This is a genomic window from Streptomyces umbrinus (genome assembly GCF_030817415.1).
GTDB classification, from domain to species: domain Bacteria; phylum Actinomycetota; class Actinomycetes; order Streptomycetales; family Streptomycetaceae; genus Streptomyces; species Streptomyces umbrinus_A.
Genome location: NZ_JAUSZI010000002.1, coordinates 1,476,848 through 1,493,797, shown reverse-complemented (window position 1 = coordinate 1,493,797; position 16,950 = coordinate 1,476,848). Strand labels below are relative to the sequence as shown.

Genomic DNA, 16,950 nt, shown 5'->3' with positions numbered 1-16,950 from the left:
GACTACGCCTTGTCGCGTGCGGGGAGCGTGCGAGAGGCGCCGGCGTGGGCGCGCGCTTCACACGGGGCGCATGGCAACGATTGCCATTTCGAAATGTGGTACGGCCGAGGTGAGTTGCCCTAGGTGGGGCTGACTTTCCTTCAATGCGCGGATGTTGCTGAAGTAGCTCAAGTGCCTTGTTGGGTGTGAGAGTTTTGTGCAAGGGTGAACTTCCTCGCACATGGCCAATGGTCAGGTCTGATTCGCTGCTCGGGATTTCATCGTGCCGTTGGGCTCAAAAGGCTCGCGGACGACGGACGTCGAGTGGTCGACATCCCGGCCGCTTTCCGTGCGTCGAGCCAAAAAGGTATGCACCAACCAGGAGCTCCTTTTCGGCGGTCACGACTTCTGCGTGCCACCTTGTGCCTTGGAAGGAAACCGCTCAGTGCACACCCCCCACCCGCCTCGCCCGCCGTATCCGCCGGGCTCCGGAGCCGATCCCGGGGAATCCGACGAGAGCCTCGCCGCCCTCCTCAGAGCGCAGCCGGAGGGCGAGCTCACCCACTCCGTGGCGCTGCTGCTCGCACGACACTGGCAACCGACGCACGACTACGCGGTCATCTGCCTCGCTTCCTCGGCGAACGTCGCCTCCATGGTCACCGCCGCCGCGTTCCAACAGGTGCTGGAACGCCTGCGGCGCGCCGGGTCCGCCGTCGCCCTGCGCCCCCAGCTCCTGGTGGCCGTGCGGGACATCATCAAGGCGTGGTCCGCGGAGGACCGGATATCCGCGGTGCTGCCGGATCTCCGGAAACCCGCCGGGGGCCGCGGTATGCGCGCGACGAAGTCCATGACGCCGGAAAATCGCAAGCTCGCCGAACGTTCTTTCCAGTCCCTCCCGGGACTCGCCCAGTGCGTGCTGTGGCACACCGAGGTCGAGGCCGAGCCCATATCCGTACCGGCCGGTCTGCTGGGTATGGATACCGACACCGCGTCGGCCGCCCTGGAACAGGCCCGGGAGAAATTCCGCGAGGGCTGTGTTCGGGCCCATCGTGAACTCGCGCCGAACAAAGACTGCCGCCACTACAACCGTCTCCTGGACGTTCCGATTCGCCGCGGGGGCGCGCTGCTCCCCGATGTGCAGCAGCATCTCCTGGAGTGCCGCTTCTGCCGTTACGCGGCCGAGCAACTCAGTCATTTCGAGGGCGGGTTGGGCGGTCTGCTCGCCGAGTCGATGCTCGGCTGGGGCGCCCGCCGCTATCTGGAGTCGCGGCCGAGCCGCGGCCACTCGGGTGCCCGTCCGGGCCGCAGCAGCGGCAGACGCCCGGGCGGCGGCGACCGCCCCCGGCTGCTGTCCCAGCTCTCGCCCAGGCGGTCCCGGCAGGGGCGCCACTCTTCGCCGGGCTCCCGGCACTCGAAGGCGCTCCTCACCGGAGCGGGCCTCGTCTCGGTGGCCCTGCTCGCCTCCGTCCTGGTCGCCAGCCTGTGGTCGTCGGACGACGGCGACGCGGATCCCTCGGCCTCGGCCGGCGCGTCCAGCAGCGTCGTTCCGGGGGCCGACGGACAGACCCCACCCACCAACTCCTCGTCCCCGCCCAACTCGGCGGGCCTGCCGACGCCTCCCGGACAGACCCGGCTGCGCAACCTCGCCGCGGACCTCTGCCTCGACATCAAGGACGGCAGGGCCAGGGCCGGTGTCGGCACCAAACTGGAGACGTGCTCCGCGGCCAGGACACAGAAGTGGTCGTACGAGGAGGACGGCCTCCTGCGCAGCGTCGCCGAACCCGAGCTGTGCCTGGACTCCCATGTGGACGCGGGCGTCGTCGTCCTGGGCCGCTGCGTCGGCGCGTCTGCCAAACGGGGCGACGACGTGCGCTACGACCTCACCGTCCAGGGCGAGTTGCTGCCCCGCTGGCAGGAGGGGCTCGCCGTCGCGCCCTCCTCCACGGACCCGGACGCGGAGGTCGTGGTGAAGATCCGCGACAGGTCGGACGAACAGCGCTGGCTGACCGACGCCACGACGGCCAGCCCGGAGTCGCTGTCGATCGCCGGAACGGGCGCGCCGTCGTCCGGCCGTCCGGACACCGAGCCGACGTCCGTCACACCGGACTCCGGAAGCGACTCCGAGTCCGACTGTGCCGAGTCCCCGTGCGAGGCGGAGCCGTCTGCCGCGGAGAAGGACGCGGAGCCGGAGCCGACCACCACCGTGTCCGGGCCGTACACGGAGCGCCGCGCGGTAACCGTCGACGACTCCGCCCCGCGGTCCGACGCGCCGGTGCCCCTGCTGCTGGCGCGGACGGTCTCGAACCTCGGTCTCTGACCCGATCCTGCCGCGACCCGATCCTGTTCCGGCCAGGTCCTGCTCCGGCCGGGTGCTAGGAGACGACGTCCCGGGGTGGTTCGCCCGCCAGGAACCCGGTGACGTTCTGGACGGCGGCCAGCGCGATCCGAACGAGGGTCTCGCGGGTGACGCCGGCGACGTGCGGCGAGAGCACCACGTGGGGCGGGATGACGGCCAGGACGTTCTTGGCAGCGGCGGGAGCAGCCCCGGGGGCAGGAACAGGGGAGTCGCCGGTCATACGGTCTCCTCGGCGAGGTCGTCGGTGCTGACGGTCGCCGGGCCCGCGTGACCGGACAGCGCGAGGGTGAGGTCGAGTTCGGCGAGCAGACAGCGGATGACGTGCTCCACCCCAGCCTGGCCGTCGAGGCCGAGCCCATAGGCGTACGGACGTCCGACGAGTACCGCCTCGGCGCCCAGTGCGAGTGCCTTGAAGATGTCGTCCCCCGTGCGGATCCCGCCGTCGAAGAGGACGGTCAGCCGGTCACCGGCCGCCTCGACGACCCGGGGCAGTGCGTCGGCGGCGCCGACGGAGCCGGCCACCTGGCGGCCGCCGTGGTTGGAGACGACCACCCCGTCCATCCCGGCGGTGACGGCCCGGCGGGCGTCGTCCGGGTGCAGGATGCCCTTGAGGACGATGGGACCGTCCCAGTTCTCGCGCAGGAACTCCAGGTCGGGCCAGGTCTTCGCGGGGTCGGCGAACATCCCGACGAAGTGCATGACAGCCGCGTTCGGATCCTCGTCCACGGGCTTGGCCAGACCCGCCTGGAACGCCGGGTCGGAGAAGTAGTTGGCCGTGCCAATCCCGTGCAGGAACGGGAGATACGCCTGGTCGAGGTCACGCGGCCGCCAGGCGAGCAGCGGCGTGTCCAGCGTGACGAACAGCGTGCTGAATCCGGCCGCCTTCGCCCGGTTCAGAAAGCTCTTCGTGACCTCGCGGTCCTTCGCCCAGTACAGCTGGAACCAGCGCTCCGCGTCGCCCATCGCCTCGGCGACCTGCTCCATCGGGGTGCTGGACGCGGACGACAGGATGTACGGCACCCCCTGCGCCGCGGCGGCCCGGGCGGCGGCCGACTCGGCGTCCGGGTGCATGATCGACAGCACGCCGACCGGCGCGAGGGCGAGGGGAGCGGGCAGCGGGCGCCCCAACACCTCGACGGACAGATCGCGTTCGTGCACATCGCGCAGCATGCGGGGCACGATCCGGCGCCGTTCGAGCGCGGCCCGGTTGGCCCGCGCCGTGCTGCCGTTGCCCGCGCTGCCCGCCACATAGCCGACCGGACCGGGTTCGAGCCGCTGCTCCGCCAGCTCCTCCAGCCGGGTCAGATCGGTGGGCAGCCGGGGCACCGCGCCCGTCATGCCGTTCAGATAGATCTCGTACTGGAAGTCCGCCCAGTGCTTCGTCATCCGTACGTCCCGCCTCTCGCCCTTGATCTCGCCGTCGAGACCGTGCCGTTCGCGCTGGAGACCGTGCCCTGTTTCCGCGGACACCACGCCGTTCCTGCGACGATCCTGACGAGCGGGACAAGATCCGTCCACCGTCGACGCGAAGATCGCCGGGCCGGTCGGTCTCAGCTCGGGAACGAGACCCGTACGGCGACGAGTTCGCCGGCCGGGCCGAGCTCCGCCGACACGGGGAACCAGCCGTCGCCCTGACCGGTCATGGTGCAGAGCACGCGCGCGCCGCCGACCTCGACGGTTCCGGACTCGACCGCGGAGGCGCGGACCTCACGCATGACCTGCCAGTGGTGGGAGTGCGGGCGGAAGTCCACCATCAGCCGCCGCCCCGGGGCGGCCTCCTTCCAGTCGAAGAGGGCACCGGCCCGGCGCATCGCCTCCGACACGGTCAGCCCCGTCCAGCCCCTGACCCCGTCCTCGCCGGGCTCGCCGAGCGCGGGAGCCGCGAACTCGGCGGCGGCCTCCTCCTCGGCGGCGCCCCAGAACGCGACGTCGGCCAGTCCGTCCACGGGCTCGTCGTGCTGCCAGGCGTTCAGCGCGTCGGCGTCCCCGAAGAGCAGCCGGGCCCAGTCGACCCGGATGTCGCCGAGTTCCACGCGCTTGGCGGCGGGGGCCGGGTCCACCGGGATCACGATGCCGGCGCCGGACGCCAGCACCGGGAGGGCCCGGTCGCGGGGCAGGCCGCCGAGCGCCACGACCGGCACCCCGTGCATCAGGAAGCAGCCGCCGCCCCGCGTCGCGCACCGCCGGACCCGCTCCCGGTGCGGCACTCGCTCGGCACAGGCCTCCAGCCGGGCGTCGAAGCCGTGTTCCCGGCAGTGCGCGTCGAAGAGTTCACGCAGCCGCGCGACCGAGGACGCCGGGATGTCGTGGAGCATGCGGCCGGGCTGCCGGTCGAACGAGTGGGCCGCGGTGTCGGCGTCGGGGCCGGTGATCGAGAAGTCGGTCGCTCCGCTCACATCGGCGGCGACCTCCGGATCCTGGACGCCGAACGCCCCCGGGTCCACCTCCGCAGGCGACCGCTCCCCGCTCCACATGCCCAGGTGACCACCGTCGAGGACCACCAACTCACCGGACGGACACGTGATCGCGCCCAGCTCGTAGATCTCTTCCATGGCGCGGCAGTCTACGAAGGCACCGCTCCTCGACGACCCCCGGCCGAGCGGGCTGTCCGGTTTTCGCCCCCCGAAGTGCTCAGAAGCCGTCAGAAGTCGTCAGGAGCCCTCGGTGGCCAGGACCGGGCGGTTCTCGTCGGCCTCGCTGCCCGGTCCGGTGATCGGTGGTACCGGTACATCGACGGTACGGACCAGGCGAGCGCCCTCCGGCCCGTACGCCGCCCGCGGTTCGGGGAAGAACCACAGCAGCGACAGGAACAGCACGGCGGAGACCGCCAGAGAGATCGGCAGGCCGATGTCGACCCCGCCGGCCAGGTCACCGAGCGGGCCCACGAACTGGCCGGGGATGTTCGTGAAGAGGACGCCGATGACGGCGGAGACCCACCAGGCGGTCATCCCGCGCCAGTTCCAGCCGTGCGCGAACCAGTAACGGCCGCCCCGCTGGCGCCGGTTGAAGACCTGCAGCGCGTCGGGGTCGTACCAGCCGCGCCGGGTGAAGAAGCCCAGCATCATCACGACCATCCACGGCGTCGTACACGTGATGATCATCGTGGCGAACGTGGAGATGCTCTGTACGAGGTCGAAGCCGAAGCGCCCGACGAAGATGAACGCGATGGACAGCACGCCCACCAGCACCGTCGCCTGGACCCGGGACAGCCGGGGGAACACGGACGAGAAGTCGAGCCCGGTCCCGTACAGCGCGGTCGTGCCCGTCGCCATGCCGCCGATCAGCGCGAGCAGACACACCGGCAGGAAGAACCAGCTCGGCGAGATGGCCAGCAGCCCGCCCACGAAGTTCGGGGCCGCGGGATCGACGTAGTCCGGTGCCTTCGCCGCGATGATGCTCGCGGTCGCCAGGCCGAAAACGAACGGCAGCAGCGTCGCGATCTGCGACAGGAACGCGGCGCCGATCACCCTGCGGCGGGGAGTGCTCGCCGGGATGTAGCGCGACCAGTCGCCGAGGAACGCGCCGAAGGACACCGGGTTCGACAGCACGATCAGCGCGGAGCCGATGAACGACGGCCAGAACAGATCCTGTGTCGCCGCGTCGGCCGACGCCGTGAAGATCCCCGCGTACGAGGGGTCGAAGTCCCCGGCGAAGGCCACCGCGCCGAGCAGGAACAGCAGGGTCGCCGAGGTCACCGCGACCTTGTTGACGAACAGCATGAAGCGGAACCCGTACACGCACACCGCGAGCACCAGCACGGCGAACAGCGCGTACGCGACGACGTACGACAGATCGCTGCGGCTCAGTCCGAAGAGCCGGTGCGCACCGCCGACCAGGGCGTCGCCCGAGCTCCACACCGAGATGGAGAAGAACGCGACCGCGGTGAGCAGCGACAGGAACGAACCGACGACCCGGCCGTGCACGCCCAGGTGGGCGGAGGAGGAGACGGCGTTGTTCGTCCCGTTCACCGGCCCGAAGACCGCCATCGGACACAGGATCAGCGCACCCGCGATCACCCCGAGGAGCGTCGCCGCGAGCCCCTGCCAGAAGGAGAGGCCGAAGAGGATGGGGAAGGCCCCGAGTACGCAGGTGGAGAAGGTGTTGGCCCCGCCGAAGGCGAGCCGGAAGAGGTCGAGCGGGCTCGCGGAGCGGTCCGCGTCGGGGATCCGCTCGACGCCGTAGGGCTCGACCTCGGTGAGGGACGGGGGCTGCGTGGCGGGGGAGTTCTGGGACAAGGAGGGGCTCCAGCGAAGGACCGACACCCCGAGGGGCGTCAGGGCGGGGGAGCGCGCGGTGACGCGGCTGGCCGGACGGCGTGTCGCTGTCGCTTGGGTGCGCGGAGCGCGGGGAAGCCGTCCCTTGGTGCGGTGATCTGCCGAAGCTAAGGGCTGGGCCGAGGCCCGCACCAGTGGACGAACCATCCATGTTCGCGGTTGCCGGTGGACGAATGTGTCATCGGCTCTTGTCGGTTGCCGGTGGACGAACCGCACGGCCTCGCGGTCGGCCTTGTGTCAGGTGAGCATGGCCGTCACGGGCCGTTGCTCACGGGCGCGAGAGCCGCGAATCCGCAGGCGAGCAGCACGAGCACGGTCAGGTGTGCCCGCAGGCCGTGGACCAATGTCCGCATGGAGTCCTCCTGTTGAAGTCGAGTCCGCAGCTCGGCTCCGTTGTCAGCTGTCCGTCGGAGTGTCCTCGGGGCCCGCGTCCTCAGCAAGGGGTCCCGGAGCGTCGGGCCCCTGTGCGCGGACCCGCTGTACGTGTTCCAGGGAATCGCGCAACTCCGTGAGCCAGTCGTCCGCATGGCGCTCGACGAGGCGGACGCACCAGGCGAGCGCGTCACTGCGGCTGCGGGCGACACCGGCGGCGATCAGGGTGTCGAGGACCTGCCGCTGCGGCTGCCGCAGGCGCGTCATCACGGGCGCCGCGACATGCGTGAACAGGGCTCGCTCACCGCCGCACTCCACACCCCACGAGACCTTCTTGCCGAAACGGTGCTCGGCCTCGCGGGCCACGGCGACCCGGGCGTCGCGGGTGCGCTCGCGGAACTCCTGGATACGAGAGCCGACGGCCGCCTCCCGCTCGGCGTCCGAGGCGCTCTCGGCGAGCCGGGGTTCGGGGATGCGGCCGATGACGGTGATCTCCTCACGGTCGACCGTGACCTCGCCGAGGCTCTCGAAGAGGTCGTCGGGCAGACGGCCGACGAACCAGCCGCGCAATTTCTCGTGCTGTTCGGCTGTAATCATGTAATGACGATTACTCGCTTGCGGCCCGGACGCAAGGGTCCTGCGCTCAGCTGGAAGCGGAATGTTTCAGGCCTATTGCTGAGCAGTGCATATCCGGCCAGCGTGTCCACTCGGTGACGCAGGGTCCGCTCAACTCCGGGGTCGGCGTGTTCGAATTCCGTAACTTCGCGCCACTGATTCAATACGCAAGGTTACTGAAACGCGTGGGGTCGACGTGTGTTTCCGGCGCGGACTCGGCAGACTCGCGCTCGCCGCACCGGCACTCGACCGAGCCGGCGGCAACCAACCGAGCGGAAGGATGCACACAATGCCGAACACCGCGCGCTGGGCAGCGACGATCACGCTGACGGCCACCGCCGTATGCGGACCCCTCACCGGGTCCGCTCTCGCCGCCACCCCCTCGCCGAACTCCCTCTACGCCCCCTCCTCCCTGGTGCTCACCATGGGCCACGGCGAGCTCAAGGCCGACGCCGCTCCCGAACGCGCGGTCACCCTGACCTGTGCGCCGACCGCCTCGGGAACCCACCCGGCCGCGGCGTCGGCCTGCGCCGAACTCCGGGCGTCCGGAGGGGACTTCAACACCCTGCCAGGAAGAACCGAAGCCATGTGCACCCGCGAATACGATCCCGTCGTCGTCACGGTCGACGGTGTCTGGCAGGGCAAGCGGGTGTCCTATGAACGCACCTTCTCCAACGAGTGCGTGAAGAACGCCTACGGGTCGACCGTCTTCACGTTCTAAAGGGACCGGGATCGCGCGGTTCGCCGATGTGCGTCGACGGAGGCCCGCGGATGCGGATGGGGAGTGCGGGTCCCCTCGCGGAGTGCCACGCGATCTCGCAACAGGGGCCGGCGGAGACGGAGTGGGGCCGTCTCCGCCGGCCCCGGCGTCATTCCCGGGACGGCCGCGGCGTCAGTCCTGAGCCGAGTTCGGCCTCAATCCTGAGCCGATCTCGGCGTCATGTCGAAGCGGTGATGCTCCAGGAACCCACTTCGCGGTAGGCGGAGTCGGAGACGGCCGCCCCGTCGCCCGGCTTCAGCTCGTAGTGCTGGAGGTTCCCTCCCCAGTAGCGGAGGATCCGCCCCAGCTCCCGCGCGGCGTCTCCCTCCCAGGCGGTGTCACCCATGTCGACTTCGAGAACGAACTTCATGGCGAGGCTCTCCTCTTCCTGGTCCTGTGCCCCGGTCTTGTTCCGGACTGCTCTCCTTAAATCGTTTCATTGAAGTGCTTCTTGAGACTTGATCCGAGTTCGTGCCAGTCCAAGGCCACGGTCTACTCTGTAACCCTCAAATCGGGGTGAAGCGGCAGGCTGAGGAGACCGGATGGGTGACCGACTGCGGGCCGTCGATCTCGCGCGGGAGGCGGGCATCTCGACGCAGCAGGTCCGTAACTATGTGGAGACGGGCATCCTGCCGCCCGTCGAGCGCACGGACAGCGGCTACCGGGTGTTCACGACCGCACATGCCGAAGCACTCAGGGCCGGCCGCGCGCTGGCCGTCGGGCACGGCTGGCCGACGACCGGCGCGATCATGCGGGCCGTGCACGGGGGCGACCTGGAGACCGCGCTCGCCGTCCTCGACGAGAGCCACGCCGGGCTCCACCGGGAGCGCACCGAACTCGCCGAGGTCATCCGGGCGCTGGACACGCTGATCACCCACGAGGCCGAGCCGCCGGACCGGGACCGTGGCGGGATGCGCATCGGCGAAGTGGCCGACGCCATCGGGGTGCAGACGCCCGTACTGCGGCTGTGGGAGACGCGAGGCCTGCTGCGGCCGACGCGGGAGAAGGTCACCGGATACCGCCGCTACTCCGCCTCGGAGGCGCGGCTGGCCCAGATCGTGGCGCTTCTGAGGCGCGGTCACCATCCGTTCTCCACCATCGAGTCGGTCCTTGCCGAACTGCGCACCACCGGCAGCCCTGAGCGCGTACGAGCCGAACTGGCGGGCCGGGAACGCGAGTTGCACCTGCGGAGCCGGAGCCGGCTGGAGGGCTCGGCCGCTCTCCACGCGTACCTCCAGGGGATCGCGCAACAGATTACGAAAACGTTTTAAGCGGTCTCCGCAGGTCGGCGGGCGTACCGCACCAAGGCCAACTACCGGTCTGTGTCAGAAGTGTTGACCCTGGATTGGAAACGTTTTAATTTCCCCTCACCCAACAGCCAGAGGCGAGGAGGCTCCGTGGCCGCGGTGGTGCGGGAGCGTGCAGGTACAGAGGCGGTGACCCCATCCCGCCGTCGTCCGACCGGTGCGTTCAGGGGGAGAAAAGGTTTCCAGAGCCACAGGAGCGGGAGCCGGAGAAACCGGGCGCTGTTCCTGCTGATGCTCCCCGGGCTCGGCTACTTCCTGCTGTTCCACTACGGCGCACTGGCGGGCAACGTCATCGCGTTCAAGGACTACGTGCCCTTCGACGGCATCTGGGGCAGTCCATGGGTGGGACTCGGCAACTTCCAACGGATGTTCCAGGACGCCGAGTTCTGGGACGCGGTCCTCAACACCCTCTGGATCGCGGTCCTCCAGATCGTCTTCTACTTCCCCGTACCGCTCGCCCTCGCCCTGCTCCTGCACACCCTCACCTGGACCACCGTCCGCCGCTTCGTGCAGTCGGTCGCGTATCTGCCGCACTTCATCTCATGGGTGATCGTGGTCGCCCTGTTCCAGCAGGTCCTCGGTGACACGGGGCTGGTGAACGGCTACCTCGGCGACGCGGCCCTGAGCACCGTCGACATCATCGGCAACCCCGATGCCTTCAGACCGCTCACCGTCGCCCAGGTGATCTGGAAGGACGCCGGCTGGGGCACGATCATCTTCCTCGCCGCGCTCTCCCAGGTCGACGAGCAGCAGTACGAGGCCGCCGCCATCGACGGCGCCGGACCCTGGCGACGCTTCTGGCACGTCACCCTGCCCGCGATCCGGCCGGTGATCGTCCTGCTGCTCATCATGCGGCTCGGCGACATCCTCTCCGTCGGGTTCGAGCAGATGCTGCTCCAGCGCGACGCGGTCGGCCCCGAGGCCGCCGAGATCATCGACACCTTCGTCTACTACCAGGGCATGGTCGGCGGCGACTACGGATTCGCCGCCGCCGCGGGCCTGTTCAAGGGCGTGATCGGCGCCCTGCTCGTCTACGCGGCCAACAAGGTCGCCCATCGCCTCGGCGAACAGGGGGTCTACAAGTGAGCGCCCAAACCCGGCCGGCCTGGATGGAGAAACCCAGACCCCTGACCCAGGCGGCGAAGGCCGTCGCGCTCGTGGCCGTCGTCCTCCTGGTCTGTGTGCCGTTCCTGGTGATCCTCTCGACCTCGCTCGCCTCGCCCAAGGAGGTGGTCGACAACGGCGGCTGGGTGCTGTGGCCGACCGAGCCGACCCTCAAGGCGTACCGCGACATCCTCGACGGCGGCATCGTCACCCACGCCCTCGGCGTCAGCGCGGGCGTGACCGTCGTCGGCACCCTGTTCAGCCTCTTCTGCACGGTCACGCTCGCCTATGCCCTGTCGCGCCCCGGCGTCTTCGGCGGCCGGCCCGTGCTGATTCTCGTCCTGTTCACGTTCCTCTTCCCGCCCGGCATGATCCCCAGCTTCCTGCTGGTCAAGGAGCTGGGCCTGCTGGACTCGTACGGGTCGCTGATCTTCCCCGTGCTGATCAACGTGTTCAACCTCGTGGTGCTGCGCGGCTTCTTCCAGTCGATACCCGACGAGCTGTACGAGGCCGCGCGGCTGGACGGGGCGGGGGACTGGCGGGTGCTGTGGTCCGTCGTGCTGCCGCTGTCCAAGGCCGCGCTCGCCGTCGTCGGGCTCTTCTACGCGGTGGCGTACTGGAACTCCTGGTTCTACGCCTCGCTGTATCTGGAGAGCGACCACTGGCCGCTTCAACAGGTGCTGCGCACGTATGTGGTGGCCGGTTCGGGGCTCACGGACACCGCGACCAGTGAGGGCGCCGTCAATGCTCCGCAGACCGTGCAGATGGCTGTGCTGGTGATCGCCACGGTGCCGATTCTTTTGATCTACCCGTTCCTGCAGAAGTACTTCACCAAGGGTGTGCTCACCGGGGCCATCAAGAGTTGAGCGTTCCCGCGGGTTGTGATGAATCCGTCGGCCGGTGGGGGCTGGTCGCGCCCACGCGGCGGAGCCGCACATTGACACAGCCCCGCGCCCCTGAAGGGGCACGCCGGTCCCACCCATTCCTCCAGAGCTGGGAGAGAACACGTATGTCCAGTACACCGCTGTCCCGTCGTGCCCTGATGCGTACCGCTGCCGTGGGCGCTGTTGCGATCGCAGCTCCGGTCGGGCTGACCGGGTGTTCCACGGAGTCGAGGGGTGACGGGGTGTCCAACGCGGGCAAGAAGCTCGCTCCCTGGCCCGCTTACAAGGCCTTCGCGGGGCCGAAGCCGGATCTCGCGCCCACCGCGGAGGGGGTCCAGCCCGGATACACCTCCTACCCGGCCGACCTGGCGCGGTCGGTGTCCCGCACCCCGGGAGACGGCTCCACCGTCAAGGTGATGTCGGTGTCGTTCGGTACGCCGCCGAAGCCGGCCTCGGCCAACAAGTTCTGGCAGGCCGTGGAGAAGGCGCTCGGTGTGAAGATCGAGTACACGGTCATCTCGCAGACGGACTACCAGAAGAAGATGGCCACCGTGATGGCGGGCGATCCGGGTGAACTCCCGGACATCATCAACATCTTCTCCGGGTTCGCGCTGCCCCGCGAGGCCCAGTTCGTGCAGCGGCGTGCCGAGGACCTCACGCCGTTCCTCTCCGGGGACGCGGTCGAGGACTATCCGAACCTCGCGAACATCCCGACGCACGCGTGGCGCGACATGGGCCGGATCGGTGGCCGTATCTACGGCATCCCCCTGGAGCGGCCGTTGCCCGGATCCACGCTCTGGCTCAACGACGAGTACTTCGAGGACGCCGGGATGAAGGAGGGGTGGACCGATCAGGACTTCGCGGCGGTCGCCAAGAAGGGCACGGGCGGGAAGAAGTACGCCCTGGGGGCCGCGGTCGGATCCGTGTTCGGGGACGGGTTCCACTCGGCGGCGCACGGTGTGCACGCCCGGGGCTGGTCAGCGAAGAGCGACGGCACGTTCCTGCCGGTCGTGGCCGACGAGCGGTACAAGCAGATGCTCGATTTCCAGCTCGGGCTGCGCAAGGCGGGCTCCTACCACCCCGATGCCACATCCATCTCCCAGATCGACATGATCGCCCTCTACTACAACGGGACGGTCGGCTCGCTGCAGGACGGATTCGGCGGCTACCTCCCCAAGTTCCTTGAGAGGGGCCGCAAGTACACCCCCGCGCCCGCTCTGCCGTACAGCGTGGGCGGTACGCCCGGCGGGATCGTCGGAGCACGCCGCTCGTTCGGCTACACCGTCGTGAAGAAGGCGAAGAAGGAGCGCGTGCAGTTGCTGCTGCGCATCCTCGACTATCTCGCGGCTCCGTTCGGCAGCAAGGAGTGGGAACTGGTCCACTACGGCGTCGAGGGCACCCACTTCACCCGGGCCGAGGACGGTTCGCCCGAGCCCAACGCGCTCGGCCAGGTCGAGAACAACACCAACCTGCCGCTGAAGTACCTCGCCGAAGGACCCCAGGCGCTGTTCGTGCCCGGAATGCCCGACGCCGTGAAGGCCCTGCACGCCTGGCAGGTGAAGACCGTTCCGCACGCCGTCCGCAATGCCTCGTACGGGCTGCAGTCCCGGACGTACACCGACCGGGGCACCACCCTCGAAACGCTCCTCAAGGACACCGCCACCGGGATCATCGCGGGACGCACTCCGCTGTCCGAATGGGACGCCACCGTCAAGACCTGGCGGCAGCGGGGTGGCGACAGAATGGCCGAGGAGTTCGCCAAGGACTACGCCGCCAACAACTGACGCGGCAGGCCGGGCGGTTGTGAGGGGAGACACGGGGAGATGGGCAACGACATGGCAGAGGCGGAGCCGACGGCGAAGCGACGCGTCACCATTCGCGAGGTCGCCGAGCGGGCAGGCGTGTCCATGGCCACCGTCTCGCGTGTGCTCAGCGGCAACCACCCCGTGCCCGCGTCGACCCGGGCCCGTGTGCTGCGCGCGTCCCGCGACCTCGACTACGTGGCCAACGCGCACGCCCGCGCCCTGGTCGGCGGCGGCCGCAAGATGGTCGCCGTCGTCCTGCGGCAGGTCACCAGCCCCTTCTACGCGCAGGTCGCCGAGGGCGTCGAGGCCGAGGCGGCCTCGCGCGGCTGGCTGTGCCTGGTCGGCACCACTGGCGGGGACCCGCAACGCGAGCTGGAATTCGTGCAGTTGATGCGCGAGGAGGGCGCCCGGCTGGTCATCCTCGTCGGCGGGGTCGTCGAGGACGACGCCTACCGGGAGCGCGTCGCGCACTACGCCCAGGCCCTCGACTCGGCCGGCGCGCGCCTCGTGCTGTGCGGCCGGCCCGCGCCCGACCCCGACATCCCCGCGCTCGTCGTCGAGTTCGACAACGAGGCCGGCGCCCACGCCATCACGGGCCATCTCCTCTCGGCGGGCCACCGCGGGATCGTGTTCCTCGGCGGACTGCCCGGAAACACGGCCCTGGACGCCCGCGTCGCCGGATACCGTGCGGCGCTCGCCGAGCACGGCCTGCCGCCCGAGGCCGCCCACGTCGTCGACTGCGGTCTCGGCCGGGCTGCGGGCCACCGGGCGATGGCCCAACTCCTCAAGGAGACACCGGACTTCACCGCCGTCTTCGCCGGGGACGACATGGTCGCCGCCGGAGCCCTGCGGGCCATCGCCGAGGCCGGGCTGCGCGTGCCCCACGACATCTCCGTCGTCGGCTACAACGACATCCCGCTCGCCGAGGACTTCAACCCGCCGCTCACCACCGTGCGCACCCCCGCCGAGGAACTCGGCCGGGCCGCCGTACGCATCGCCCTGCGCGACCCCGAGCACGCAGCGGGCGCCCACCATCTGCTCGGCACCCACATCGTCGTGCGCGACAGCGTCCAGCCGCCCCCGCAGGCGCCGCGCGACGCAGCGCCCGACCACCCCCACTGACGGAGGACCCACCCCCGTATGACCGCGCCGCACGTGTCGCTCACCGACCCGACGCACTCGTCCTTCCTGCCGCCCCCCGACCCCGTACGGTCACCCGTCACCGGCTGGACCCGCGCACACTGGGAGGCGATGGCCGACCGGCTCCTGGCCGGCCTGCTCCCATACGCGTCAAGGGAGTTGGCCCAGTACCGGCTGCCCGGCCGGCCCGGCCACGCCGGATCCTGGTCCGACGGCCTGGAGGGGTACGCCCGCTCGTTCCTGCTGGCCGCCTGCCGCATCGCGGGCTCCGGCGGGCGCGTCCCGCCGGAGCTGATCGAGCGGTACGCGACCGGACTAGCCGCAGGTACCGATCCGGAGAGCGCCGAGCGCTGGCCGCCCATCGCCGACCGGGCCCAGCCCATGGTCGAGGCCGCCTCGATCGCGATCGCCCTGCACGAGACCAGACCATGGATCTGGGACCGGCTCGACGACGCGGTACGACAGCGGGTGGCCGCCTGGCTCGGCGGATTCGTCGGCGCCCGGGCCAACGACTCCAACTGGCGGCTCTTCCAGGTCGTCACCGAGGAGTTCCTCGCCTCGGTCGGCGCCCCGCACAGCCGCGCCGAGATCGACGGCGGCCTGGCGCGGCTGGAGGACTGGTACCGGGGCGACGGCTGGTACACCGACGGCGACGGCCGCAAGTTCGACTACTACAACGGCTGGGCCCTGCACCTGTACCCGGTCCTGTGGGCCCGCATCGCCGGACCCCGCGCGGACGCCTCGCTGACGGAGGTCCACCGGGAGCGCCTGCGCGCGTTCCTCGGCGCACACCAGTACTTCTTCGGCTCGGACGGCGCACCCGTCCACCAGGGCCGTTCCCTCACCTACCGCTACGCGACCACCGCCCCGCTGTGGGCCGGAGCGCTCGCCGACGCGACCCCGCTGCCGCCCGGACGCACCCGCCGTCTGACTTCGGGCGCCCTCAAGCACTTCACCGAGCGCGGGGTGCCCGACGAACGGGGACTGCTGAGCCTGGGCTGGTACCGGCCCTTCCTCCCGGTCACCCAGCGGTACTCGGGTCCGGCCTCGCCGTACTGGGCGAGCAAGGCCTTCCTCGGGCTGCTGCTGCCCGCCGACCATCCCGTCTGGACGGCTCCCGAGGAACCGGGTCCCGTGGACGCTGCGGACGCGTATCTGGCGCTGCCCGCTCCCGGCTGGCTGCTCCACTCGACGGCCGCCGACGGGATCGTACGACTGGTCAACCACGGCAGTGACCGCCTGCCACCGCCTCCGGCCGAGGCCGCGGACAGCCCGCACTACGCGAAGTTCGCGTATTCCAGCGCCACGGCACCCGACACCCCCGCGGATACCCCCGCGGACGGTCCCGCGACCGGGCCCGACAGTCACCTCGCCCTGCTCACGGCGGACGGGACGGCGGCCTCCCGACGGGGCCGGATCCATCCCCTCGGCGCGGAGGGCCGCGGTGCGGCGTCCTGGCACCGGGCCGTTCTGCCGGGCTCCGACGGGGGGCACCGCATCGAGACGACCAGCGTGGTCCACGGCCCCTGGGAGATCCGGGTCCACCGCGTCGAGGGGCCGCCGGGAGCCGTCGTACGCGAAGGGGGATGGGCCCTGGCCGACGACAGCGGGCCGTTGACCGAGGCCGCGGGGCCGGGTTGGGCACTGGCGCGCCGCGAGGCGGACGGTCTCACGAGCGCGGTCGTGGCGCTGCACGGGTGGGAGGAACCCGGGGCCGACGGCCCGTCGCGCGGCACCGTCGCACAGGTCCGTGGCGCCAACGCCTACGGCGAGTACTCCGCCACACCCTGTCTGTGGCTGCCCGCCCACCCGGGGAGTCGGTATCTCCTGGTCACGCTCGTCGTGCTGAGCGCCGACCCGGCGCGGCCCTGCGACCCCGAGGTGCTGCGGGCACGGGCCGGTACACGTGTCACCGCGGCGGGAGCGGTGGTGGTGCGTTTCCCGGACGGGACGGAGGAGGAAGTGCCGGCAGGGGAGGGAAGCGGCTGAGGAGCCCCGAGGCGCGTAACAGCCGGTGGATGCGGGGCTGGTCGGAGACGAGGCGGAGGGAGCCGCCCCGCTCCTTCGCCCGGCGGTCGGCCCGGCACAGCACGCGCAGCCCGGAGCAGTCGAAGAAGGCGACCTGGCGGAGGTCGACCAGGACCTGGGGCGCGGGGCCCGCGGTCACCGCGTCCAAGTGCTCGGCCAGGGCGTCGGCCGTCGCCATGTCGATCTCGCCCAGCACCTCGACGACGGTGAACCCGCCGCTCGGATAGCTGTGGGCGTACGGACTCGCCGTGGGGACTTCGGACTCCGCGGTGCCGCACTCGGGCAGCCCGGGGGCCTGGTCTTGGGATTCCGGCGACATGTCGTCT

The 16,950-nt window shown here is 70.4% G+C and carries 14 protein-coding genes and 1 pseudogene; 8 read left to right on the top strand and 7 right to left on the bottom strand.

Annotation, left to right across the window (positions count from 1 at the left end):
• Positions 1–424 precede the first annotated feature (424 nt).
• Entirely contained in the window at positions 425–2,296 is a 1,872-nt protein-coding gene (locus QF035_RS07400; protein ID WP_307519098.1) for an RICIN domain-containing protein, read from the top strand.
• Between the two features lie 55 nt (positions 2,297–2,351).
• On the opposite strand, the pseudogene QF035_RS07395 reads toward QF035_RS07400, so the two are convergent.
• The 5 genes and pseudogenes from QF035_RS07395 to QF035_RS07375 all read right to left on the bottom strand — a co-directional run.
• Positions 2,352–2,480 (bottom strand): annotated as a pseudogene (locus QF035_RS07395) (2-hydroxyacid dehydrogenase); the annotation flags it as partial.
• Between the two features lie 71 nt (positions 2,481–2,551).
• A complete protein-coding gene (locus tag QF035_RS07390) occupies positions 2,552–3,721 on the bottom strand; it encodes a lactate 2-monooxygenase (RefSeq protein ID WP_307530948.1) in 1,170 nt (389 codons plus the stop codon).
• Between the two features lie 164 nt (positions 3,722–3,885).
• Entirely contained in the window at positions 3,886–4,887 is a 1,002-nt protein-coding gene (locus QF035_RS07385) for a hypothetical protein (RefSeq protein WP_307519097.1), read from the bottom strand.
• A 99-nt stretch (positions 4,888–4,986) separates the two neighbouring features.
• On the bottom strand, positions 4,987–6,570 hold the full coding sequence (locus QF035_RS07380; RefSeq protein ID WP_307519096.1) for a purine-cytosine permease family protein: 1,584 nt from the start codon (positions 6,568–6,570) through the stop codon (positions 4,987–4,989).
• Between the two features lie 435 nt (positions 6,571–7,005).
• Positions 7,006–7,578: a hypothetical protein gene (locus QF035_RS07375; RefSeq protein ID WP_307519094.1), complete on the bottom strand. Its 573-nt coding sequence runs from the start codon at positions 7,576–7,578 to the stop codon at positions 7,006–7,008.
• Between the two features lie 307 nt (positions 7,579–7,885).
• Here QF035_RS07375 and QF035_RS07370 point away from each other — a divergent pair, with 307 nt between their 5' ends.
• A complete protein-coding gene (locus QF035_RS07370) occupies positions 7,886–8,317 on the top strand; it encodes a protease inhibitor (RefSeq protein WP_307519093.1) in 432 nt (143 codons plus the stop codon).
• A gap of 217 nt (positions 8,318–8,534) precedes the next feature.
• On the opposite strand, the gene QF035_RS07365 is transcribed toward QF035_RS07370, so the two are convergent.
• Positions 8,535–8,726: a hypothetical protein gene (locus tag QF035_RS07365; RefSeq protein ID WP_307519091.1), complete on the bottom strand. Its 192-nt coding sequence runs from the start codon at positions 8,724–8,726 to the stop codon at positions 8,535–8,537.
• A 172-nt stretch (positions 8,727–8,898) separates the two neighbouring features.
• Between QF035_RS07365 and QF035_RS07360 the strand changes: the two genes are divergently transcribed.
• The 6 genes from QF035_RS07360 (at position 8,899) to QF035_RS07335 (ending at position 16,585) form a co-directional block, all read left to right on the top strand.
• Complete coding sequence (locus tag QF035_RS07360) at positions 8,899–9,627, top strand: MerR family transcriptional regulator (protein ID WP_307519090.1); 729 nt, start codon at positions 8,899–8,901, stop codon at positions 9,625–9,627.
• 267 nt (positions 9,628–9,894) lie between these two features.
• Positions 9,895–10,749, top strand: coding sequence for an ABC transporter permease (locus tag QF035_RS07355; protein WP_307519089.1), 855 nt, complete (start codon positions 9,895–9,897; stop codon positions 10,747–10,749).
• Positions 10,746–11,633 carry a carbohydrate ABC transporter permease gene (locus tag QF035_RS07350; RefSeq protein ID WP_307519087.1) on the top strand — a complete coding sequence of 296 codons (888 nt, stop codon included), beginning with the start codon at positions 10,746–10,748 and terminating at the stop codon, positions 11,631–11,633. The genes QF035_RS07355 and QF035_RS07350 overlap by 4 nt, the downstream gene beginning before the upstream one ends.
• 143 nt (positions 11,634–11,776) lie before the next feature.
• The gene (locus tag QF035_RS07345) at positions 11,777–13,435 is read left to right on the top strand and encodes an extracellular solute-binding protein (protein WP_307519085.1); all 1,659 of its coding nucleotides are present in this window, start codon (positions 11,777–11,779) and stop codon (positions 13,433–13,435) included.
• A gap of 39 nt (positions 13,436–13,474) precedes the next feature.
• The gene (locus QF035_RS07340; protein ID WP_307519083.1) at positions 13,475–14,578 is read left to right on the top strand and encodes a LacI family DNA-binding transcriptional regulator; all 1,104 of its coding nucleotides are present in this window, start codon (positions 13,475–13,477) and stop codon (positions 14,576–14,578) included.
• A gap of 18 nt (positions 14,579–14,596) precedes the next feature.
• On the top strand, positions 14,597–16,585 hold the full coding sequence (locus QF035_RS07335) for a DUF2264 domain-containing protein (protein ID WP_307519081.1): 1,989 nt from the start codon (positions 14,597–14,599) through the stop codon (positions 16,583–16,585).
• Here the strand turns inward: QF035_RS07335 and QF035_RS07330 are convergent.
• Positions 16,506–16,943, bottom strand: a complete 438-nt coding sequence (locus tag QF035_RS07330; protein WP_307519079.1) for an STAS domain-containing protein — start codon at positions 16,941–16,943, stop codon at positions 16,506–16,508. The genes QF035_RS07335 and QF035_RS07330 overlap by 80 nt on opposite strands.
• Positions 16,944–16,950: the final 7 nt, after the last annotated feature.